At 72.9% G+C, this 20527-nt stretch carries 20 protein-coding genes; 5 read left to right on the top strand and 15 right to left on the bottom strand.

The genetic code is table 11. The features are described from left to right. Positions 1-56: 56 nt before the first annotated feature. The 9 genes from ACLJQF_RS02615 to ACLJQF_RS02575 form a co-directional block, all read right to left on the bottom strand. Positions 57-809 carry an SGNH/GDSL hydrolase family protein gene (locus ACLJQF_RS02615; RefSeq protein ID WP_410606567.1) on the bottom strand — a complete coding sequence of 251 codons (753 nt, stop codon included), beginning with the start codon at positions 807-809 and terminating at the stop codon, positions 57-59. Between the two features lie 11 nt (positions 810-820). Beyond that, a complete protein-coding gene (locus tag ACLJQF_RS02610) occupies positions 821-949 on the bottom strand; it encodes a hypothetical protein (protein WP_410606566.1) in 129 nt (42 codons plus the stop codon). A 326-nt stretch (positions 950-1275) separates the two neighbouring features. Next, entirely contained in the window at positions 1276-6318 is a 5043-nt protein-coding gene (locus tag ACLJQF_RS02605; protein ID WP_410606565.1) for an RHS repeat-associated core domain-containing protein, read from the bottom strand. Continuing rightward, positions 6315-6785 carry a YbaB/EbfC family nucleoid-associated protein gene (locus ACLJQF_RS02600; RefSeq protein WP_410606564.1) on the bottom strand — a complete coding sequence of 157 codons (471 nt, stop codon included), beginning with the start codon at positions 6783-6785 and terminating at the stop codon, positions 6315-6317. Before ACLJQF_RS02600 ends, ACLJQF_RS02605 begins: the two co-directional genes overlap by 4 nt. Before the next feature lie 14 nt (positions 6786-6799). Further along, positions 6800-7105, bottom strand: coding sequence for a type VII secretion target (locus ACLJQF_RS02595; RefSeq protein WP_410606563.1), 306 nt, complete (start codon positions 7103-7105; stop codon positions 6800-6802). Then, the gene (locus tag ACLJQF_RS02590; RefSeq protein WP_410606562.1) at positions 7102-9030 is read right to left on the bottom strand and encodes a hypothetical protein; all 1929 of its coding nucleotides are present in this window, start codon (positions 9028-9030) and stop codon (positions 7102-7104) included. Before ACLJQF_RS02590 ends, ACLJQF_RS02595 begins: the two co-directional genes overlap by 4 nt. Further along, positions 9027-9353 carry a hypothetical protein gene (locus ACLJQF_RS02585; protein ID WP_410606561.1) on the bottom strand — a complete coding sequence of 109 codons (327 nt, stop codon included), beginning with the start codon at positions 9351-9353 and terminating at the stop codon, positions 9027-9029. Before ACLJQF_RS02585 ends, ACLJQF_RS02590 begins: the two co-directional genes overlap by 4 nt. Then, entirely contained in the window at positions 9343-10158 is an 816-nt protein-coding gene (locus tag ACLJQF_RS02580) for an ESX secretion-associated protein EspG (RefSeq protein WP_410606560.1), read from the bottom strand. Before ACLJQF_RS02580 ends, ACLJQF_RS02585 begins: the two co-directional genes overlap by 11 nt. 275 nt (positions 10159-10433) lie before the next feature. Further along, positions 10434-11183, bottom strand: coding sequence for an SDR family NAD(P)-dependent oxidoreductase (locus tag ACLJQF_RS02575; RefSeq protein WP_410606816.1), 750 nt, complete (start codon positions 11181-11183; stop codon positions 10434-10436). Between the two features lie 57 nt (positions 11184-11240). Here ACLJQF_RS02575 and ACLJQF_RS02570 point away from each other — a divergent pair, with 57 nt between their 5' ends. Both ACLJQF_RS02570 and ACLJQF_RS02565 read left to right on the top strand, forming a co-directional pair. After that, positions 11241-11777 (top strand): ferritin, encoded by a 537-nt coding sequence (locus tag ACLJQF_RS02570; protein ID WP_410606559.1) that lies wholly within the window; start codon positions 11241-11243, stop codon positions 11775-11777. Positions 11778-11849: 72 nt separating this feature from the next. Then, positions 11850-12491 (top strand): PaaI family thioesterase, encoded by a 642-nt coding sequence (locus tag ACLJQF_RS02565; RefSeq protein WP_410606558.1) that lies wholly within the window; start codon positions 11850-11852, stop codon positions 12489-12491. Between the two features lie 61 nt (positions 12492-12552). Here ACLJQF_RS02565 and ACLJQF_RS02560 read toward each other — a convergent pair whose 3' ends face one another. From ACLJQF_RS02560 to ACLJQF_RS02540, 5 genes are all read right to left on the bottom strand, one after another. Next, positions 12553-13311 carry an MHYT domain-containing protein gene (locus ACLJQF_RS02560; protein WP_410606557.1) on the bottom strand — a complete coding sequence of 253 codons (759 nt, stop codon included), beginning with the start codon at positions 13309-13311 and terminating at the stop codon, positions 12553-12555. Between the two features lie 18 nt (positions 13312-13329). Then, positions 13330-13869 (bottom strand): GTP-binding protein, encoded by a 540-nt coding sequence (locus ACLJQF_RS02555; protein ID WP_410606556.1) that lies wholly within the window; start codon positions 13867-13869, stop codon positions 13330-13332. A gap of 127 nt (positions 13870-13996) precedes the next feature. After that, entirely contained in the window at positions 13997-14374 is a 378-nt protein-coding gene (locus tag ACLJQF_RS02550; protein WP_410606555.1) for a DUF742 domain-containing protein, read from the bottom strand. Continuing rightward, positions 14371-14805, bottom strand: coding sequence for a roadblock/LC7 domain-containing protein (locus tag ACLJQF_RS02545; protein ID WP_043776520.1), 435 nt, complete (start codon positions 14803-14805; stop codon positions 14371-14373). The genes ACLJQF_RS02550 and ACLJQF_RS02545 overlap by 4 nt, the downstream gene beginning before the upstream one ends. After that, positions 14802-17006, bottom strand: coding sequence for an ATP-binding protein (locus ACLJQF_RS02540; RefSeq protein ID WP_410606554.1), 2205 nt, complete (start codon positions 17004-17006; stop codon positions 14802-14804). The genes ACLJQF_RS02545 and ACLJQF_RS02540 overlap by 4 nt, the downstream gene beginning before the upstream one ends. A gap of 393 nt (positions 17007-17399) precedes the next feature. On the opposite strand from ACLJQF_RS02540, the gene ACLJQF_RS02535 reads away from it, so the two are divergent. The 3 genes from ACLJQF_RS02535 to ACLJQF_RS02525 all read left to right on the top strand — a co-directional run bounded on the left by ACLJQF_RS02535 (position 17400) and on the right by ACLJQF_RS02525 (position 19406). Continuing rightward, entirely contained in the window at positions 17400-18359 is a 960-nt protein-coding gene (locus tag ACLJQF_RS02535; protein ID WP_410606553.1) for an ArsR/SmtB family transcription factor, read from the top strand. A gap of 266 nt (positions 18360-18625) precedes the next feature. After that, complete coding sequence (locus ACLJQF_RS02530) at positions 18626-18895, top strand: hypothetical protein (RefSeq protein WP_410606552.1); 270 nt, start codon at positions 18626-18628, stop codon at positions 18893-18895. Positions 18896-18932: 37 nt separating this feature from the next. After that, entirely contained in the window at positions 18933-19406 is a 474-nt protein-coding gene (locus ACLJQF_RS02525; RefSeq protein WP_410606551.1) for a DUF4383 domain-containing protein, read from the top strand. 63 nt (positions 19407-19469) lie between these two features. Here the strand turns inward: ACLJQF_RS02525 and ACLJQF_RS02520 are convergent, their stop codons facing one another. Further along, complete coding sequence (locus ACLJQF_RS02520) at positions 19470-20492, bottom strand: NAD-dependent epimerase/dehydratase family protein (protein ID WP_410606550.1); 1023 nt, start codon at positions 20490-20492, stop codon at positions 19470-19472. Positions 20493-20527 lie beyond the last annotated feature (35 nt).

Genomic DNA, 20527 nt, shown 5'->3' with positions numbered 1-20527 from the left:
TGGGCCTGGAAGCCGACGCAGTCGATCGGCACGCCTCGTTGACGTCTGGGCGTGGTTCACGATGTCCTGCCCTTGGCGGCGGCCGCCGAACCCAGGGTCGCCGCGGCGGCGCGCGGGTTGCCGATGCTGCCCGGAACCGCCCGCAGGGCGTTGTACCAGACGGCCGCCATCTTGTCGTAGCCGGCGGCGTTCGGGTGGACGCCGTCGGGGAGGTCGGCGGTGGACACCGCGCTGTGCATGTTCACCAGGTGCACGCGCTTGCCGGCGTTCACCTTGCCCTGCACGATCCCGGGCAGCGCGTTGTTGAACGTCCGCACGGCGGCGTCCCCGCTCGCCCACCCGATCGGGATGAGCTGCGCGACGAACACGTCGGCGTTCGGCGCGGCCGCGGTGAGGTGGTCGATCAGCGTGGACAGCCGGCCGGGCGCGCCGGCGACGTTGTAGTTCTGCAGCACGTCGTTGGTGCCGATGTGCAGCAGCACCGAACGCGGGTTGAACGTGTGCATCCAGCCGGTGACGTTCGCGTCGATCTGGTCGATGCGCCAGCCGGGGTGCCCTTCGTGGTCGTGGTCCCAGAGGCTGCCGGGACCGTTGAACTGCGAACCGACGAAGTCGTTCGTGTACCGGCCGGCGGCCAGGCGCTGCCACAGGCCGATCCGGTACCCGCCGGGCACGCCCGTGCCGTAGGTGATCGAATCGCCCAGCGGCATGATCCGCACCCCGCCGTTCGACTCCGCGTTCGCGATCCCGGTCAGTCCGGTGAACGCGATCGCCAGGGCCGCCGCGGCGGCCAGTAACCGTGTTTTCATCGACGTCCTCCTCAACAGGTCGAGCCGGTCTGGGTGAGCAGGCCGAGCCGCCAGGGCAGGCTGTTGTAGTCGCCGCCCGCGTTCGGGTTCTTGCTCCAGCCGTTCGGATTGGTGATTTCACTGTTCGGGCTGATCAGCACGCCGCTGGAGCTCCACCGGAAACCTGGTCGGGTACCGGATCCGGTATTTCACATGACCTCCTGGGGACAGGAATCAGTGCGCCGGTGGCGACCGAAACTTTCGCCATCGGATCCGAAATTCGACGAATTCTCGAAACTTTCGCTGTGCTGTTAGCGATAACATTCGATTGTTGGGCCCAGCTTAAACCCGCGCGCCGCTCAATGACAACGGTCGGCTATCCAGCGCAATCCCGGTCCACTGTTCCGGTTGGCCATGAAGGGCACCCTCATGGACGTAAAAGCCATGAGGGTGCCCTTCATGGCAGTACGGCCGGCACCGCGGAGGATCAGTCGTAGTCGCCGCGTTCGAGCGCCTCCCAGTCCTTCGGCGTCGGGTCGCGGTAGGTGCGCTGGTGGATGTCCGCCAGCTCTTCCTCGTACGTCCGGTGGTCCGGGAACCGCCCGGTGCGCGCGGCTTCGCGGGCCGCGTGCAGCTCCCGGGCGTCGTGCGTGCTCAGCGGCGGCGTGGTTTCGTTGACGCCCTTGCCCGTCGCGTACGTGACGCCCTTGCCCACCGACTTGTCGACCATGTGGTGGAAGGAGTCGTCTGCGATGTCGCCCTCGACCTTGCCCGTCGTGGTGTGGAAGTGCTGCTGGTGGGCGTAGTCGAGCTGGTTGAGCTGCAGAGCTGTGTTCGGGTCGCCCGCCTCCAGCGCGTTGCGCTGGGAATCGCGGTAGGACTGGGCGGTGAACCCGGACTCCGCGGTCCGCGAACTGGTGCCGGTCCCGATGTGCGCCCGGTGCGACGCGTACTCCTCCTGGTACGCGGGCGCGTGGTTCTCCAGCAGCTTCTGCTGCTCCCCCGCCCCGCGCTTGGCGGCGCTGCCCCGGCCGAGCACCTCGTAGCCGATCGGGTGCTCCGACTGGTGGGTTTCGCCGCTGACCTTCCCCTTCGCCGGACCGCCCGGCGCCTTCAGCCGGTTGTCGAACAGGTCCGTCAGCCGCTTCTGCTCGCGGCCCTTCGCGCCGTGGGTGCCGTCGTCGTAGCTGGTCTTGGCCCGCTTCGCCGGCTGAGGCCCCGACGACCCGGGCGGCAGCCCCGGATTGCTGCCGGGCGGTCGTTTGCCGCCGCCGCTACCGCTCGCCTGGCACGGCGTGACGCCGGTGAGCCCGAGCGGGTCGATCTGGCGGGTCGGGTTCGGTACGTACGCCAGCGAATCCGGCGCCGGGCCGAGGCCGAGCGGGTCATGGGTCAGGTAGCGGCCGGTTTCCGGGTCGTAGTAGCGGTGGAAGTTGTAGTGCAGCCCGGTTTCCCGGTCGTGGTACTGGCCGGGGAAGCGCAACGGCGTCCACGCCCGCGCGGGCCCGCCCGCGACCTGGCCCCACAACGTCGTGCGCGGGTGCCAGGCGACCTCGCCCGCCTCGTCGACGAGTTCGGCCGGCGCCCCGACCAGGTCGGTGACGATCGTGTGGAACCGTTCGCCGGTGCGCAGGCGCTCGGTCTGCGCGATCGGCCGGCCGGTCCCGGGCTCCCGGTCCCACGCGACGGTCATCCCGGCGTGGACCTCCTCGGCCAGTTCGGTGCCGTCCCAGGTGAAGCCGATCCGCTCGGCGACCTGCCCGCCGCCGTCGAGCCGCAGCTTCGCGATCCGGCGCCCGAGCGCGTCGTAGGAGTACACCCACTCGGCCCCGTCCGGGGTGCCGACCGCGGTCAGCCGGTCGTCGGCATTCCAGTGGTAACGCCAGATCCGGCCGTGCCGCTGCCGCTCGACCGTCCGGCCGAGCGCGTCGTGCCGGTAGACCGTGTCCCCGGCGGCGGTCAGCAGCGTGCCCTCGTACCGGCGCGGCCCGACCGCGGCGTCCGGCCCGGCCGGCCAGCCCGCGTGCGTGATGGCGCCGGACGCGCTGTAGGCGTACTCCTCCCGCCACGCGGGCCCGCTCACCCCGCGCACCCGCCCGGTGGCGTCGACCTCGAACGCACGCGGTCCGGAGAGCGCGTCGGTGACCGCGGCGAGGTGACCGTCGGGCAGGTAGGCGTAGTCGCGCCGCTGGGTCGTCCGTTCGCCGGCGCGCACCGCCTGGCCGAGCAGCCGGTCCTGCGGGTCCCACCACTGCCGCAGCTCGGTGTGCCCCAGCCGGCGGGACAGTTCGCGGCCGCCGCGATCGTGGGTGAACTGCAGCACCCGGGTGCCGGTGCGCAGCGCGGCCGGCCGGCCGGCCGCGTCGTAGGTGAAAGTGGACCGGGCACCCGAAGGCGTCCGCCGGACGGTCCGGCGGCCGAGGGCGTCGTACTCCGAGTGCACCACGCGGCCGTCGACGGACTCCGCGACCACCCGGCCGAGCGCGTCGTGGGTGAAGCGGACGTCGGCGACGTCGTTGCGGGCGGCGATCAGCCGGTCCGCGTCGTCGTAGGCGAAGACGGCCACGTCGGATCCCGCACGGCGGGTGACGATCCGGCCCAGGACGTCGCGTTCGAGCAGAACGGTTTCGCCGTCGGCCCGGTCGATCCGGACGAGCTGCCCCGCGGCGTCGTAGCCGTAACGCGTGGTGCGGCCGTTGAAGTCGGTCTCCGCGACCGGGTTGCCGGCGGCGTCGTAGGTGTAGCGCCAGACCAGCCCTTGCTCGTTGGTCACCGCCACGAGCCGCAGTTCGGTGTCGTAGGCGAACTCGAGCCGGTGCCCGTCCGGGCCCACTTCGGCGACGGGCAGGTCGAAGGGACCGAACTCGGTCCGGCTGACCAGGCCCCGCGCGTCGACGGCTTCCTCGGCGGTGCCCTCGGCGTCGGACCAGCGCCAGGTCGCGCCGTCCGGCTCGACCCGTTCCCGCAGGTCGCCGCCGGGCGCCCAGCGCATCCTGGTGACCGCGCCGAGCGGGCTGACGACCGTGGCGACCCGGCCGAAGCCGTCGTATTCGTAGCGGGTGACGGCACCGAGCGGGTCGGTGACCGCGACCGGCAGCCCCGCCGCGTTGTTCTCGAACCGGGTGACGCCGCCGAGCGCGTCGGTGACGGCGGCGAGGTGGCCCGCTTCGTCGTACCCGTACTGGGTAACGGCGCCCAGCGGATCGGTGGTGCGCACGAGCTTGCCGCGCGCGTCGTACGCCCGCCGCCAGACCGCGCCGTCGGGACCCGTACGCAGCACGGGACGGCCGCGCTCGTCGTACTCGGAGACGCCCTCGCCACCGTCCGGCCTGGTCACGCGCACGACGTTGCCCGCATCGTCGAGCTCGTAGGTGGTGGTGCGGCCGAGCGCATCGGTGCGGCCGCGGACCCGGCCGTACCCGTCGAGGTCCACTGTGGACGTGTGGCCGAGCGGATCGGTCTCGGCGATCACGCGCAGCCGTTCGTCGAGCCGGTAGGTCGTGGTCGCGCCGAGGGAGTTCGTGAGCCGGGTGACGCGGTTTTTACGGTCGTAGTCCAGGGTGCAGTCCAGGTGACCGCCGTCGCTCTCGGTGCGGACGCAGCGGCCGAAGGCGTCGAAGCCGTAGCGGTACCAGCGGCCGGTGCAGTCCTCCCAGCGGACAATCCGGCCGTCGGCGTCGTAGGTGAACCGCGTCGGGACCCCGCGGGCGTCGACGACCTCGGTGAGCCGGCGCCGGGCGTCGTAGGCGTAGCGGGCCAGCGGGGTGTCCGAACCGGGAACGTGCAGCGACGTGACCAGGCCGTCTTCGGTGCCGACGAGCAGCCGGTAGCCGCCGGAGTGCCGCAGTTCGGCGGGCAGGCCGGCCTGGTCGTAGGCGATGAGGACGTGGTTGCCGTCCCCGTCGCCGAGGGCCCGCAGCCGGCCGTCGGCTTCGAAGAACAGCAGCCGGTCGGTGGCCGGATCGCCGACGACGTACCCGTCGCCGTCCCGCCACAACCGCAGCCGCGGGCCGGTGCCGGGGAAGACCGGGCCCGCACCGGCCGGGACGGGGAAGGTCAGCAGGGTGCCGTCGGCGAGCGCGAGGTCCAGCCCGCCGGGGCCGGCTTCGAGGCGCTGGTCGAGGGTCGACGCCCAGGACGTGCCGAAGAGGCGGCCGTAGCGGTAGGAGGAGAGGTGGGTTCGGGAAACGACGAGCGGGAGGGCGCCGGCGAAGTGGACATCGTCCTGGGCGAGCACGACCCACCCGGTGGCGACGTCGACGGGGTCGGCGCAGAGGGTGCGGTCCTTGACGGGGACATCGTGCTCGGCGGGGTTGCCGCGGTCGCTCAGCGGTCGCGCCGAGGACGGCTTGGTGGTGGCCGGGGTGGTGGGCGGGGTAGTGGTGCGAGTGTCCGGAGTGGACGGTTTCGGCGGTGCGGCGCCGGGGCCGGTGGGCAGGTCGTGGCCGGGGCGGGACGGGGTGGTCGGACCACCGCCCGGGGCTGCGGGCTGATTTCCGCCCGCGTGCGCGGGAGTGGTGGTCGAGCCACCGCCCACCGGCAGGTCCCCGCCCGCGTGCGCCGGTGTCGTGGTCGAGCCACCGCCCACCGGCAGATCCCCGCCCGCGTGCGCCGGTGTCGTGGTCGAGCCACCACCCGCCGGAAGATCCCCGCCCGCGTGCGCGGGGGTGGTGGTCGAGCCACCGCCCCCCGGCAGGTCCCCGCCCGCGGGGGAGGGCGTGACCGCACCGCCGTCGCCGGGGAGCTTCGCCACCGCGCCCGGCCTCGTCGGCAGGTCGCCGACCGTGCGGGAAGGCGTCACCGAGCCGGTGTCCACGCGCCGCAGGGCCGCGGAAGCGTCGCCGAACACCGTGCCGGCGCGCTTGAGCAGCGGGATGAGCCGGCCCAGCGCGTCGATCACCCGGCCGGTGAGGCCCGCGATCTTCGTGGCCGTCGACGCGACCGCGCGGGCCACCTGCGGCACCACCCAGGTCAAGCCGACGCCGAACGTGCCGAGGACCTGCAGCGCCCAGCTGATCATCCGGCCGACCAGCTCGGCGATGACGTCCCGGACCAGCGAGCGCACCGCCGCCACCAGTTCCCCGGCGGCGCGCACCCCGCCGGCCGCCCCCTCGGCGGCGTTCTGCGAAGCGAGGAGCAGCTGCACGGTGTCGGCGGTCCGCTGGTGGTAGGCGTCGGCGGCCGGGCCGGTCCAGCTGGGCGTGTCGGCGGCGGCCATCGCGGTCAGGTCGGCGCCGATTTCCGACAGCTGTGCGCCGACGGACTGCCACGTCTCGGCGTTCGCGGAGATCTGCACGGGATCCCCGGCGAGCGCGTCCAGGGCTTCCTTCAGCGGGCCCACGTGCTCCATCAGCCAGCCGACGCCCTGGGCGAGGATCGTGCCGAACGGGTCCATCACCGCGCCGAGCGCGTCGAGCCCGGCACCGGCGGCGGCGAGCGCACCGGCGGCCCAGTCACCGCTGTCGATGGCGGACTTGAGGTCGGCGGCGGATTCCAGCAGCGAAGCGCCGGCGAACGCGGAATCGGTCACCACGGTTCCTCGTCTTGGGTGGTTTCGCCGGTGCCGCTTTCGGACGCCGTCGGTTCGTCGGGGTCGTCGAGGTCGGGGTCGGGGAACCGGCCACGCAGCTCGGCGAGCATCAGCTCCCGCGTCTCGGGATCGTCGTCGCCGAGTTCGGCGGTCAGGACCTCGCCGACCCGCCCGGCGATCCCGGCCTGGGCGCGGCGCATGGTGTCGAGGATGAGCGTGGCGAGTTCGGGCATCGGGACGGTCCGCGCCTTGGGCCCGAATTCGAGGTCGGTGACGCTGCCGTCGGCCCGGACGGTCACCTTCACGAAGTTCGACACGCTGCCGGCGCTGAGCCGCAGGGCATCGGTCCGCTGCGCGACCGACTCGTACTTCGCGGCCTTGGCGGTCAGGCCGGCGGCCCACTGGTCGAGCCGCGCCTTCGCTTCGTCGGGGCTGCCGTTCATCGCCATGACACCGGGTCCGGTCATGGTGGTCTCCGTTCTCAGGCGAGGTAGTCGCGGAAGGGCTGGGCGGAGGTGTCCTCGCGCCGCTGATAGCTGCCGGCGGCGGTCCGGACGTTCGCGGCCGTGGTCCGCACGGCCTCGACGGTGGCGGCCAAGGCTTCTTTCCCGTTGTCTTGAACGGGGTTGACGCAAGGAGGCAGGAAGGAGCAGAGCAGGCCGTAGGCGTTCCCGGCCATCGACGCGGCGGCGGCCTCGACGGAGACGGCCGCCAGCCGGGTCTGCAGCGCATCGAGGTGGCCGGCGTGCGTGGTGAGCTCGTCCGAGGCGACTTCGAATCCGGTCACGGCTTCTTCTTCCAATTCTTGTTCTTCTTCCAGTCACCGAGCGTGGGCGGAACGACGGGCTGCTCGGCGGCGAAGAGTTCGGGATCGGCTTCGAGGTAGTCGGCGACGCGGTGTTCCTCGTCCTCGGCCGGCTTGCCACCGGCGCGCGGGAGGCCGGTCAGCGGTGTCTGCGCGCCTTGCTGGCCCGCCGGTGGCCGCGGCCCGCCGGGTGCGCCGGCGGGGGTCTCGCCCGGGACTGCCCCGGAGAGCTCCGGTGCCCACGGGCCGCCGGACCGCTCGGCATCATCGCGCCGACGACCACCGCGCACACCGGGGCCGAACCCCGCCCCGCCCGCCCGCGACGGCACCCCGCCCGGGGCGATCGACGGCACCCGGCCGGGCCCGGCCGCACCGCTGACCGTGGGCGCCGCGGGCGGCAGCGGTCTCGGCCCGGCGGTTCCGCCGATCGAGGTCGGATCGGGTGGCAGCGGCGGGGGAATCCGGCCCGCGACGGCCGGGTCCGCCGGCGGGATCGGCGGAACGAAGCGGGCCCCGCTCGCGGCCGTCGAGTCCGGGTGGGGAGGAACGCCGGGCAGGGGCGAACCCGGCTGCGGGAAGGGGGAAGCGCCTGACGGCACCGTCGAACCCGGCTGCGGAAAAGACGGCACGCCGCCCCTTCCGGCCGCATCCGGCCGCGGGAAAGGGACGCCACCCTTCCCCGCCGCATCCGGCTGCGGGAAAGGCGGCGGCCCACTCCTCCCTGCCGGGTCCGGCCGCGGGACGGAGGAACCACCTGCCGGCACCGTCGAACCCGGCTGCGGGAAAGGCGACACGCCACCCCGCCCCGCCACATCCGGCTGCGGAAACGGCGGCACTCCACTCCCGGCCGCATCCGACCGCGCCGCCCTCGTATCCGGCTGCGGCAACGGCGGAACTTCGCCCCGGACCCCGGCCGCAGGCCGGGTCCCTTCCGCCGAACCCGGCGGCGGCGGTTCCGGCGGCAGCGGCGGCACCCCAGCCGCCGGAACCGGCTGCACCCCGCCCACACCCGTCGCACCCGGCACCGGCACCCCACTCGCCACCAGCGGCTCCACACCAGGACCGGCCCCAGCCGGAACCGGCTGCACCCCGCCCACACCCGTCGCACCCGGCGCCGGCACCCCGCTCGTCACCAGCGTCTCCACGCCAGGACCGGCCGCCGGAACCGGCGACACCGCACCGAGCCGCTCCACCGGCCGTCCCGGCGCACCCGCCGCCGCGTCCGCGCCCGGCGCGAGTCCACTTCGGACCGGAACGCCCGGCAACTCCGGTGGCGCCGCGAAGAACGGCGTCACCACCGCCTGCGCCAGCGCCCGGTCGAACTCCGTCATGATCCGCGCCGCCTCCGCGTGCGCCGCCTCCTGGGCCTGCCGCACCCGGGTGTCGTCGGCCAGCTGCCGCGCGTACTCGACCGGGTCCGTGATCGACTGCAACCTCGCGTTCGCCGTCTCCGCCGAGAACGCCACCGGCGGATTCGCCGCCATCCGGCGACGGACCTCCTCCAGCGCCTGCGCGTGGACCTGCTGCTGCCGCCCGGCCAGCAACGCTCCCCGCGCCGTGCTGCCGAGCCACCGCGCGACCGCCGTCAGGTGGCGGCGGGCCGCGTCGCCGCCCGCGCCCTGCCAGTCCGTTCGGCTCTCCTCGATCGCGCGGGTCAACGCCCGCTCGTGCTGCTGGAGCTCCTCCCCGATGCGGAGCCACTCCTGCGCCGACTCCGCGACCGCCGACGGGTTCGCGTTCGTCGTCACCTCGGTCATCATCTGCTCGTGGGGGACGTTCTCCCACACCGTCACCGGCACCCCGGTGGCCGGCCGCAGCTCCAGACCCGCAGCCGGGGCAGGAGCAGCAGCGGGTGCCGGCGGCCGCAGCAACCGGCGCCGGAAGTCCTCGTGCCAGCCCGTGTTCAAGACTCGGGACCCGAGAAGACCGAGAGCGTCGAGGCCTCCCGGCCGGCGTAGTTCTTCGCCGCCGTCTCGATCGCCTCGACGTACTGGGGGAACACCGTCCCGGCCCGCTCGAGCCCGGTCAGCAGGCCGCGCTCGTCCGTTGCCGAAGCCGCCATCCGGGCCGCGACGAACCGGCCGGCCGGGGTCTCCCCGAGCGGCGGCGGCTCGCCGATCACCGCCCACCGGCCCGCTTCCGCCGTCAGGGTCGCGGCGACGGCGTCGAGCGCCGCCGTCAGCTGGGCGCCGACCTGGGGGCCGACCGCGAAACCACCTTCAGTAGACATGCGCCACCGCCCGTCCGATCGCTTCGGCCACGACGTCGCGTCCGGCCGGTTCGTAGTGCGCCGACACGGACCCGTCGGGACCGGCCTGCGCGTGCACCAGGTACCGGCCCGCCGCCGTGTCGACCCAGCCCAGCGTGGGCGCCGCCGCCCGGCGGCCGGTCACCACGATCTGCCCGCTGCCGAACCGGGTGCCCGACAGGAACCCGGCGAGCTCGTCCGGCGAGGGCTCCCACGGCTCGCCGGGACCCACACTCGGGCCCAGTTCGAGGGTGTCGAAGGCCAGCGACTCTTCGTCGTCGTGCTCGGCCTCGGCCAGGCGCCGCCGCCGCATCGCCGACATCCCGGGGTCCGCCCGCCGCTCGACGGAGACCGCCGGGCCGTCCGCGCCCGCCACCGCCGGCAGCACCCCGGCCAGCACGTCGACGAACTCCTCGTCGGAGAACAGCGAAAACTCGAGCCGGTCGTCCGCGGCGAGCTGGGTGACGCCGAGGGCCTGCGCGCCGTCGGTCAGCGCGACCACCGCGATGGTCGCGCCGAGGCCGTCGATCCCGGCGATGGCGGCCAGCACCCGGTGCCCGGCGAACAGCGAGAACGCCGTGCGCAGCCGGCTGTTGAGCCGGCCCCGCACGGACAGCCGGCGGCCGGCGAGCGCCGTCTCGACCTCGTCCGCCAGCGCGGCCAGCCGCTCGGGATCCCCCGGCGTCGCCCCGAAGCGGAGCGGGAAGATCCGCGCGGGCACGCCGAGGGCTTGGCCGAGGACATCCGCTTCGGCCGGGTCGAGGGTGAAGTCGAACCGCTCCGCCATGGCTGCCACCTTCCGCCGGCCCCGTCGCCGGCGAGAGCCCTCACCATTACGCCGAACGGCGGCACGGCGCTAGCCCCGACGGCCCAGGAGCGGCCGACCGACGGCAAATGGTTGCACGCCCGCAACCCGGCCGAAGCCGACGCCGGGCCGGACCACCCGATCTCGCGGCAATACCGCGCGAACAGGTGAAACGCCCCAGCGTCCCAAGTTCGTGAAGGCCCCCTTGAGGAACTTGTAGTTCCTCAAGGGGGCCTTCACGAACTTACCGGCCGGGATCACCAGGTCGGGTGCGCGGTGACGCCGCCGTCGACGACGAGGTCGTGGCCGGTGATCCAGGACGCCAGCGGGGAGGCCAGGAACACGCACGCGTTGCCGACGTCGGCGGGTGTGCCCAGCCGACCCAGTGGTGCCGCGCGGTGCCACCGCTCGACGCCCTCCGGCCAGTCCTCCGCCAGCCCCGGCCGCGCGATCAGCCCCGGCGACACCGTGTTGACGCGGATCCCGCGCGGCCCGTACTCCAGCGCCGCGCCCCGGGCGTGCATCACCAGCGCCGCCTTGGCCGCGCTGTAGTGGACGTGCCCGGCCGCCGGCTGCCGGGCTTCGATCGACGCGATGTGCGTGACGGTTCCGCCGTCGCCCATCAGCCGGGCCGCGGCCTGCGTGCAGGAGAACGCGCTCGTCAAGGTGGCGTCCAGCATCTCCCGCCAGCGCCGGACCGTCAGCTCGCCGAGGGCTTCGACCGGCTGGACACCGGCGGTGTTCACCAGCGCGTCGAGCCGGCCACCCCAGTCCGCGACGGCGTCGAGCAGCGCGTGGCAGGCCTGGTCGTCGGTGAGGTCGGCGGCGAACGCACGCGCCCGGCCGCCCGCGGCTTCGATCGCCGCGACGACGTCGCCGGCCGCACCGGGACGGCGGTGGTGCACCGCCACGGCGGCGCCCGCTTCGGCGAACCGGAGCGCGATTCCGCGGCCGATCACCCCGGAAGCACCGGTGACGCAGGCGATCGTGCCGGACAGGTCGGGCAGGGGAGTCACCGCGCCGATCGTAGCTGCGCGTCCCGGATCCGTCGTAGGTTGTGGGGCATGGCCAAAACCCGGAAGTTCGCCGAACTGCTGCAGACGCAGATCCGCCACGAGTTCACCGCCGCCCAGCAGTACATCGCCCTGGCCGTCTGGCTCGACGCGCGCGATCTGCCGCGGCTGGCCAAGCGCTTCTACCGGCAGGCGATCGAGGAGCGCAACCACGCGCTGGCGATGGTGCGCTACCTGCTCGACCGCGACGAGCCGGTCGCCATCCCGGCCAGCGACGAAGTGCGGAACGACTTCTCGAGCGTGCACGAAGCGATCGAGCTCGCCTTGACCCAGGAACGCACGGTCACCGCCGACATCGAGGCGATGGCGAAGGCCGCGCGGCTGGAGGAGGACTACCTCGGCGAGCAGTTCGTGCACTGGTTCCTCAAGGAACAGGTGGAGGAGGTGGCGCAGATGTCGACCCTGCTCACCGTGGTCGAGCGGGCCGGCGGCAACCTGTTCGAGGTCGAGAACCACCTGTTCCGCGAAGCCGGCAACGAGGTCGAGGACGCCCCGGACATGCCGCCGGTGGCCGGCGGGAAGCTGTGACGCGCTTGATCCGCTGCCGCCGCCGCCACTGCTAGAGTGAAACGTGTTCTAGTTCCGGGCCCGGGGAGCGCGATGACCGAAAACCCGTTTCCGATCATCGACGGCGTACCGCCCGGGCGGGCGCTGCTCGGCTCCCGGATCCGCGAGCTGATCGAAGCCTCCGTCTGCGTGCGCGACGACGAAGCCGACCTCGCCGCCGCGGCCGCCCGGGTGGCGGCCGTCACCGAAGCCCTGCGCGCGGCCGGCGGCGCGCGGCCCCTGCTGCTCACCGCCCTCGACGGCGGAGGTCACCTGAGCATCAACAACCCCTTGGAAGGACCGGGAAACCCACTGGCGCCGCCGCTGTCCTGGGTGCGGGTGGAGCCCGAATCCGTGTGCGCCGACGTCCTCCTCGGCGCCGCGCACGAAGGGCCGCCCGGGCGGGTGCACGGCGGCTGGGTCGCCGCCGTCCTGGACCACGTGCTCGGCCGGGCCACCGCCGCGGCCGGCTTCCCGGGGATGACGGCGTCCCTGACCGTCGACTACCACCGGGGGACGCCGTACGCCGTGCCGCTCACCGCCGTAGGGCGGTTCGTCCGCCGCGACGGCCGCAAGCTCTACGCCTCCGGCGAGCTCAAGGCAGGCGACGTCGTCTGCGCCACGGCGACGGCGATCCTGGTGCACTTCAGCGCCGACCGGTTCCCGGTGCCCACCGCCCCCCGACGTCTTGAATGACTCATTCAGGACCTGGGAGGTCCTGAATGAGTCATTCAAGACGTTCCTGGAGGCGCGGGTACTAGGAGGCGACCGTCGTGTGGCGGGGCGCCTCCGAACTCGACGTCGCCATCAGGACCGCGCAGATCGGCACCGCCATCGCCAGCGCCGCCAGGACGAACACCGGGAACAGGAACGAGAACACCTCCGTGCCGGCCGGGTCGGGCGCGCCCGGGTCCAGGTGCAGGCGCACCGCCGCCATGCCGGTGTAGTGCATGCCGGTGACCGCTGCGCCCATCACCAGGCCCGCCGCCAGCCGGGGCAGCAGCTTGTCCAGCCCGACCGTGAACCACAGCGCCGCCGTGGCCGCCACGACGGCGATGATCACCGACAGCACCACCAGCGTCGGGTCGTAGCCGATCGCGCCCTTGACCTGCACCGCCCACATCCCCGTGTAGTGCATGACGGCCACCGCGAGCCCGGTCAGCAGCCCGCCGAGCAGCAGCCGCTTCCACGCGAACCGGTTGCGGACGCCGAACACCAGCAGCCCGCAGAACACCGCCACCACCGACAGGATCGCCGACAGCGCCGTGCGCAGGATGTCGTACCGCACCGGCATGCCCGGCGTCGAAAAGCCGAGCATCGCGATGAAGTGCATCACCCAGATGCCGACCCCGCCGATGGACACCGCCGCGAGCACCAGCCAGGTCAGCCGGGCCCGCGGGCTGTCGGTGGACCGCGCCTGCAGCGTGCAGGCGAGACCGAGGGCGCAGCCCACCACCGAGGTGAGGTAGGCGAGCACGACGAGCCAATTGCCCATCGCGAAATCTTCGTGGTCCATGGGCATTTCCGGGCTCCTTCAAGCTTTCCGTGATCGGGGGGTGTGGTGCTCGGCGAGCGCGTGCTCGGCCGCGGCGATGAGGGTCTGCTTCGTCGACTCCGGCGAACGCGCGTCGCAGGTGACGACCTCCACCGCGGCCGGCACCTTGAGGGCCTCGCGTACCTGCTCGGGCCCGTGCTGGCGGGTGCCCTGGAACTGGTTGATGGCGATCAGGAACGGCAGGCCGCGCGACTCGAAGAAGTCGATCGAGGCGAAGGAGTCCGCCAGCCGGCGCGTGTCCACCAGGACGATCGCCGCGACCGCACCGCAGACCAGGTCGTCCCACATGAACCAGAACCGGTGCTGGCCGGGCGTGCCGAAGACGTAGAGCACCAGGTCCTCGGCCAGAGTGAGCCGGCCGAAGTCCATCGCGACCGTGGTGGCGACCTTCCCCGGCACGGCTTCGGTCCGGTCGACGCCGACGGCCGCCGACGTCATGAGGGCTTCGGTCCGCAACGGGTCGATCTCCGAGACCGCACCGACGAACGTCGTCTTGCCGGCCCCGAAGCCCCCGGCCACGACGATCTTCGCCGAGGTGATCCGGCCTGGCGAGGCCGTGTTCTTGGAGACGCTGTTCGAGGCAGCGTTGGTGGAGACAGTGTTCTTGGAAACACCGTTTGCAGAAACACTGTTTGCAGAGACACTGTCAGAGCGCACGTAGTCCACTGAGGACCCTTTCGAGCAGGTCGTTCCGTTCGTCCCAGGAGGCATCCGCGGTGAGCGTGTCGCGGATCGACACCTGGCCGGCGAAGAGCAGGTCGCCGATGAGCACCCTGGCCACACCGAGGGGCACACCCAGGTGGGCGGCGACCTCGGCCACCGACCGCTGGTGCAGGCACAGCTGCGTCACCACGGCCAGGGGGTTGGTCGGGCTGAAGGGCGCCGTCCGGCCCTCCACCGTCGTTTCGACGAGAGCTTCCACCGCCAGGTCGACCGTCGGCCGGGTACGACCGGCGGTCCACGCGTAGGGGCGGGCCAGCGACGCCGCGTGCCGCCCGCCCTCGCGTCGCCGGCCTTCGGTCACCGGGCCGCCCCCGGCGCGGCCGCGGGCCGAGCCGGTGTCTCGACCACCTTCCCGACCCGGTCCACCAGCAGCGTCATCTCGTAGCCCACCAGCCCGATGTCGCAGCCGGGGTTGGCCAGCACCACCAGGTTCGAGCCGTCGCCGACGTTCATCAGCAGCAGGAAGCCCTGCTCCATCTCGATCACCGACTGCACCACCCGCCCCGCGGTGAACAGGTCGGCGGTGCCGAGCGCGAGGCTGGAGAGACCGGACGCGATCGCCGAGAGCTGGTCGGCGCGATCACGCGGCAGGGTTTCGTTCGCCGCCACGAGCAACCCGTCCGCCGAGACCAGCGCGGCGTGCGCGACACCGGGTACCTCCTGGGTGAACGCCGACACCAGCCAGTTCCGGGACCTCTCGGCCACTTCCGCTCCTTCCTGCCGGGTGCTCATCGCTGCTCCGCCTCCGGCTCGCCCGTGACCCGGTGCCGGGCCGCGCGCATGCCGCTGTAGTGCCGGGAAAGGTTGCTCCGCACCGCGGCCGGGTCGCGGAAGGACGTGTCCGGCGGCTGCTGCGGACGCGGGGCGACCGAGCCGGGCGCGAGCTGCGCACCCGGCGTCCGGGCCGGCAGCCCCGAGTCGGTGAATTCGGTGTCGTCGAGGGTGCCGACCGCGGCTTCCGCGGCCTGGCGGACCTGGTCGGCCGGCGTCGTCCAGGCACCCGGCCGGGCCGGGGTCACCGGGGTTTCGGCGAACCAGTGCGACAGCATCTGGTCGAAGATCGGCGTCGGCGGGTCCGCCACGGCCACCGGCGGCTCTTCGGGCGGCCACTGGGGTTCGAGCTCGTGCCGGGCGCCGTTGGCCGAGCCGGCACCCGTGCCGTTGACCGTGCCGTTGACCGTGCCGTTGACCGAGCCGTTGACCGCCGGGGGCAGTCCGGGCAGGACGGCCCGGGGCGGCAGGTCGACCAGGATCAGCACGCCCGGGACGTGCACGCTGGCGGTGATGCCGGCGCTCGCGGTCCGCGTGGTCGTGGGCCGCAGCCGGACGGTGATCCCGTGCGACGCGGCCAGCCTGCTCACCACGAACAGGCCCATCCGGCGGGTGGTCTCCGGGCTGACCGCGGCCCCGGCGGCCAGCCGGGCGTTCGCCGCATCGAGGTCTTCGCGGGTCATGCCGAGCCCGACGTCGACGACCTCGATGAGCAGGCCGCCGTCGAATCCGCGGTCGGCGGTGAGCACGACCTGCTCCTCCGGCGGGGACGACCGGATGGCGTTCTCCAGCAGCTCGGCGAGGATGTGCACGACGTCCGCCGCGGCTTCGGACTGCACCGACCCGCGCGGCGCATTGCCGAGCGAGACGCGCTGGTAGTCCTTCACCTCCGACGTCGCGGCCCGCAGCAGCTCGACCGTCGCGACCGGCCCGACGTCGCGGCGCACCGGCTTGCCACCCGCGAGAACCTGCAGGTTCTCGCCGTTGCGCCGCAACCGGGTGGCGATGTGGTCGATCTGGAACAGCTCGGCCAGCCGCTGCGGATCCTGTTCGTCGGCTTCGAGGTCCTCGATCACCGACAGCTGCAGCTCCACCAGCGACTGGCTGCGCCGGGACAGCGTCATGAACATCTCGCTGACCTGGATCCGCATCTCGGCCTGCTCGCCGACGGCCAGGCGCACCGCCTGCCGGTGCATGTCGTCGAAAGCCCGGGCGAGCTGCCCGACCTCCTCCTCGGAGTCGACCGGGATCGGCGCGGTCGCCCGCCAGTCGACGTTCTCACCTTCGCGGATGCGTTCGATGGTGCCGGGCAGGCGGCGTTGCGCGGTGTCGAGCGCGGCGGCGTGCAGGCGGCGGATCGGGACGACCACCGACCGGGCCACCGCGAGGGCGATGGCGAGGGCCCCGAGAAGCGAGGCGATCACCAGGGCGGCGTCGCGCAGCGCGTCGGACCGGGCCGTGTTGGTCTGCGTGCCGACCGCGTCCGAAAGCGTTTTCACCTGCTCGGCGAGGATGGTGCCGAGCATCGTGCGCTTCGCCTCGGCTCCCCCGGCACCGGTACTGGTCGCCGCGGCGAACCGGGCGGCCGCGGCCCCCGCGGGCAGCGCGCGCCGGATCTGTCCGGTGAGTACGGTTTCCTCGGCCGCGGCGCGCTCGGCGGCCGCCACCGAGGTGCCTTCGGACCGGCCAGCCAGTGCCTGCTGATCGGCGAGACTGGTCCTCAGCTGCACCAATGATTGGGCGACTGCGGCCAAAGCGCCGAGATCACCATTTCCGGACTGCTCGACGATCCCGGCGATCACTTCGCTCAGCGCGACCGTGAAGTCGTGGTAAGCGGCGGTTTTCGCGGCCGGCGAACCGGTCTGCTGCCGCAGGTCGGCCAATTTACCCAGCTGATCTTCCAATGACCGGGACAACTCCGGGGTGAGCTGGGAAAAGGCGGCGTCATGACGGACGACGGCGGCTTTCTCGTCGACCGCGGCGGTCTGGGGGGCGCCACCGTCGTGGATCATCTCGTCGTCGACCAGCCCGGCGAGTTCGGAAATCCCTTGCACGACCGGCATTTGGTCCCGGACGGCACTGAGCCCGCCGGCCCGGTCGAGCTCGGCCTGCACCCGGCCACCCGCCAGCAGCAGGGCGACCAGGACGGGCAGCAACAGCACTACGGAGATCTTGGTGCGCAACCGCCAGCTGCCGGGATTCCAGGAGGTGACGGAACGACGGGACGATGGTTCGTCTTCTTTCATCGGTGGCGTGGCTCGATTCGTACCGGTGACCCGAGAACGATTCCGGTTCCTTTTCCGCGGAATTCAGCCGCCGACGTAACTCTGGCAACCATGGCGCTGTCAAGGAATGCCGGTGGTTTCCCCCCGTACGCACCAATCACACAGCGTGAACTGCCACGGCGCGGCTTTTTACCCTTGCGGAGGGTGAAGGCATCTCGCCAGACCGTGGGGAATTCCGGCCCGGGTGCGTGAATTTCCGGCGGCCGCGTGACCGCTGTCGTGGGTTCCCGCGGTGCCCGTTACCCTCGGCCGGGAAAGGGGGTGGCCGCCATGTTGAAAGTTCACTTCACGGAAGCGGACCTGGCGAAGGTGACCATCGCCGAGGACGCCGACCCGATGTGGGAACTGCTGATGAGCAGCTACCGCATCCGGCGCCCGGAGGGTGAGCCGTTCTTCGGCCGCTGGCGGCGGGGGTCACGCTCCGCGGTCCCCCAGTCCGGCCGGCTCCTGATGTCCGCCGTCCCGCCGTACGGGTACTGCCCGGACTTCCTCACCCCGGCCGGCGCCCGCACGATCGGCGAGGGGATCTCGGCGGTGCTCGAGACGCCCTCGACGGCGCTGGCCACCGACGTCGCCGAGCTGGCGGCGCAGGGCACCCACGTCCCGGCGTGGCTGCGCCGGGTGGGCGACGGCGAGCCAGGGGAGCTGCGCCGGCTGGGCGCGGCCCTGCACGACTACTACCGCCAGTGCGTGGCCCCGGACTGGGCCACGGTGCGCCGGGCGGTGGCCCGCGACCGCCACCGCCTGCAGGCCAACCTGGACCGCGGCGGGCCGCAGCTGCTGCTCTCGACGTTGCACCCGGAGGTGACGTGGTCCCCGCCGGTGCTGCGGGTCCGCTTCCCGATCGACCAGGAGCTGCACCTCGACGGCCGCGGGCTCCGGCTGATCCCCGCCTTCTTCGCCCACGGCATGCCGACGACGTACAAGGACCCGGTCCTGCCACCGGCGCTGGTCTATTCGATAAGCCATCCGAGGTTCGACAGCGACGCGGAGCCGGGCCCTTCGCTGGCGGCGCTGCTCGGCCAGACGAGAGCGAGAGTCCTGGTGACGATCGCGACGACGAGGTGCAACACGAGCGAGCTGGCGGACTTGACGGGCATCTCCCCGGCGACGGCCAGCCAGCATGCCTCGGTGTTGCGGGCCAGCGGGCTGATCAGCAGCAACCGGTCGGGCAAGTCGCAGATCCACGAGATCACGCCGCTCGGGCTCGGGATCATCCGAGCGAGTTGACCAGCGGGAACGTCCTGAAAGAGTTGTTCAGGACGTCCAGGACGCGCCACCCGAGCCGGCCCTGCCGCGGGACGCGCCACCCGCCGAGCCGTGCGCGGGGTTCCGGGAGCGTGTTAGCCTGTCGCCGTGCAGCGCCCGATGATGTCCTCGCGACTCGTAACCCGGCGCGCCGGCTGAACCCAGGTCGTCGGCGCGCAGCGTCGGCGATCGCCCTTTTCCGGGACCTGGCCCCGATCTCGTTTCCCCATCCACAAGGGAGATCCGCCATGTCCACTTCGTTCGCCGTTCCCGCGCCGCGCTCGGCCATGCTGCTGCGCCGCCGGATCGCCACCTACTTCGTCGGCGGTGCCGAAGAGGTCCCCGCCCTGGTCGGCGCCCTCGAAGGCCGGCCCGTCCACGAGCTGTCCGTCGACATCAGGGACGGGGTCCGCGAGAGCAGCATGGTCTGCGCCGTCCTGCTCGCGGCCGAGGAGACCGGGTCCCTGCTCGACCGGCTGCGCGGCCTGCCGTCGGTCGTCTCGGCCGAACTCGCCTAGCGCGTTTGCCCGGTTCGGCGCCGGGTAGCCCGGCGCCATGACCGAAGTCCATGCCCGGCCCCGGCGGAGCACTGCCCGGGCCGCAGCCCTGCTGTTCGGGATCGCGTTCCTGCTCGTCGGCGTCCTCGGGTTCGTCCCGGGGATCACCGCGGACTACGACGCCCTGAAGTTCGCCGGGCACGAGTCGGGTGCGCAGCTGTTCGGCGTGTTCACCGTGTCGGTGCTGCACAACCTGGTCCACCTGCTGTTCGGGGTGCTCGGCGTGCTGGCCGCGCGCGCCAACGGGAGTTCGCGGGCCTTCCTGATGATCGGCGGCGGGATCTACGTGCTGCTGTGGGTGTTCGGCCTCGCGATGGACCACGACAGCCCGGCCAACTTCATCCCGCTCGACAACGCCGCCGACTGGCTGCACCTCGGCCTGGGCGTGGCGATGATCGCTGCGGGCATCGCGACGGCGGCCGCCGACCGGGCCCGCGGGCAGTACCCGGAGCCGGAGAAGCAGGGCCACTGACCGGATCAGGGCTTCCGCCAGCCCCATGCCGGATCAGGGCTTCCAGCCGTTACCCGCACCGGATCAGGGCTTCCGGCCGACGCCGGTCGAGATCTCGTGCAGCCGGTGCCGGTCCGGAGCCAGCGGTGCGGTGTCCGCGCCGGCGCCCTCCCGCAGCCCCGCCAGAAACTCCTTCAGCGTGGCCGCGGCGTCCCGGCCCGGCTGCCAGTCCAGTTCGGACTCCGCGCGGCTCGTGTCCATCACCGGCAGCCGCATGACCGCGTCGAACAGGCCGGGGCTCGCCGGGATCGCGTGCAGGCGCCAGGCCGCGTCCACCGCCGCGCGGACCACGGCCGCCGGGACCGGGATCGTGCGCGCGCCCAGCAGGTCCGCCGCGAACCGGGGGTCCACGACCGGGCCGGTCGCGATGTTGAACGCCCCGCGCACCGGCCGCGTCACCGCCCGGCGGACGGCGTCGGCCAGGTCGTCCGTGTGCACGATCTGGAACCGCAACCCGCGGATGTCCGGCAGCACCGGAACCAGGCCCGGCCGCACCAGCGAACCCGGCACGAACGGCCCCGCGAACAGGCGGCGCTGCTCCGTCGCGGCACTGCGCTGGAAGACGAACCCCGGCCGCATCCGGACGACGTCGAGCTTCGGGTGCCGGCCCTCGAACGCGTCGAGATACCGTTCCAGATAAGCCTTTTCCCGCGTGTACGCGGCTCCGGGCCAGCCGTGCGTCGGCCAGTCCTCGGTCACCGGCTCGTCGTCCTCCCGCGGCGAGTACGCCCCGATCGACGACGTGTAGACGAGCTTCGGCACGCCCGCCGTGGCCGCCGCCTCGAACACCCGCATCGAGCCGAGGACGTTCGCGCGCCACGTCCGTTCGGGACGCCGGGTGGGCTGGAACAGCCACGCCAGGTGCACGACCGCGTCGGCGCCGCGGAAGAGCGGCACGAGGTCGTCGCGTTCGACGTCGGCCGGGACGATGCCGTCCGCGGGGCGCCGGGCGAGCCCGACGATGGTCTCGACCTGCGGGTCGGCGCGCAGCGCGCGCACGACCCCGGTCCCGATGTTGCCGGTCGCTCCGGTCACCACGATGCGCATCCGGGCCGGTTACCCGGGCCCCGGCCCGCCAACCC

Source organism: Amycolatopsis sp. lyj-109, from assembly GCF_046548995.1.
In the GTDB taxonomy this organism is placed as follows: domain Bacteria; phylum Actinomycetota; class Actinomycetes; order Mycobacteriales; family Pseudonocardiaceae; genus Amycolatopsis.
Note: the sequence above shows the minus strand (reverse complement) of the source record. Positions and strands in the feature narration are given on the sequence as shown.

What these genes read in the sequence shown, in the direction of transcription:
- ACLJQF_RS02535 (WP_410606553.1), top strand. Translation starts at nt 17,400, where the DNA reads ATGTTGAAAGTTCACTTCACGGAAGCGGACCTGGCGAAGGTGACCATC.
- ACLJQF_RS02580 (WP_410606560.1), bottom strand. Translation starts at nt 10,158, where the DNA reads ATGGCGGAGCGGTTCGACTTCACCCTCGACCCGGCCGAAGCGGATGTC.
- ACLJQF_RS02560 (WP_410606557.1), bottom strand. Translation starts at nt 13,311, where the DNA reads ATGGACCACGAAGATTTCGCGATGGGCAATTGGCTCGTCGTGCTCGCC.
- ACLJQF_RS02615 (WP_410606567.1), bottom strand. Translation starts at nt 809, where the DNA reads ATGAAAACACGGTTACTGGCCGCCGCGGCGGCCCTGGCGATCGCGTTC.
- ACLJQF_RS02570 (WP_410606559.1), top strand. Translation starts at nt 11,241, where the DNA reads ATGGCCAAAACCCGGAAGTTCGCCGAACTGCTGCAGACGCAGATCCGC.
- ACLJQF_RS02520 (WP_410606550.1), bottom strand. Translation starts at nt 20,492, where the DNA reads ATGCGCATCGTGGTGACCGGAGCGACCGGCAACATCGGGACCGGGGTC.
- ACLJQF_RS02585 (WP_410606561.1), bottom strand. Translation starts at nt 9,353, where the DNA reads ATGTCTACTGAAGGTGGTTTCGCGGTCGGCCCCCAGGTCGGCGCCCAG.
- ACLJQF_RS02525 (WP_410606551.1), top strand. Translation starts at nt 18,933, where the DNA reads ATGACCGAAGTCCATGCCCGGCCCCGGCGGAGCACTGCCCGGGCCGCA.
- ACLJQF_RS02530 (WP_410606552.1), top strand. Translation starts at nt 18,626, where the DNA reads ATGTCCACTTCGTTCGCCGTTCCCGCGCCGCGCTCGGCCATGCTGCTG.
- ACLJQF_RS02600 (WP_410606564.1), bottom strand. Translation starts at nt 6,785, where the DNA reads ATGACCGGACCCGGTGTCATGGCGATGAACGGCAGCCCCGACGAAGCG.
- ACLJQF_RS02565 (WP_410606558.1), top strand. Translation starts at nt 11,850, where the DNA reads ATGACCGAAAACCCGTTTCCGATCATCGACGGCGTACCGCCCGGGCGG.
- ACLJQF_RS02545 (WP_043776520.1), bottom strand. Translation starts at nt 14,805, where the DNA reads ATGAGCACCCGGCAGGAAGGAGCGGAAGTGGCCGAGAGGTCCCGGAAC.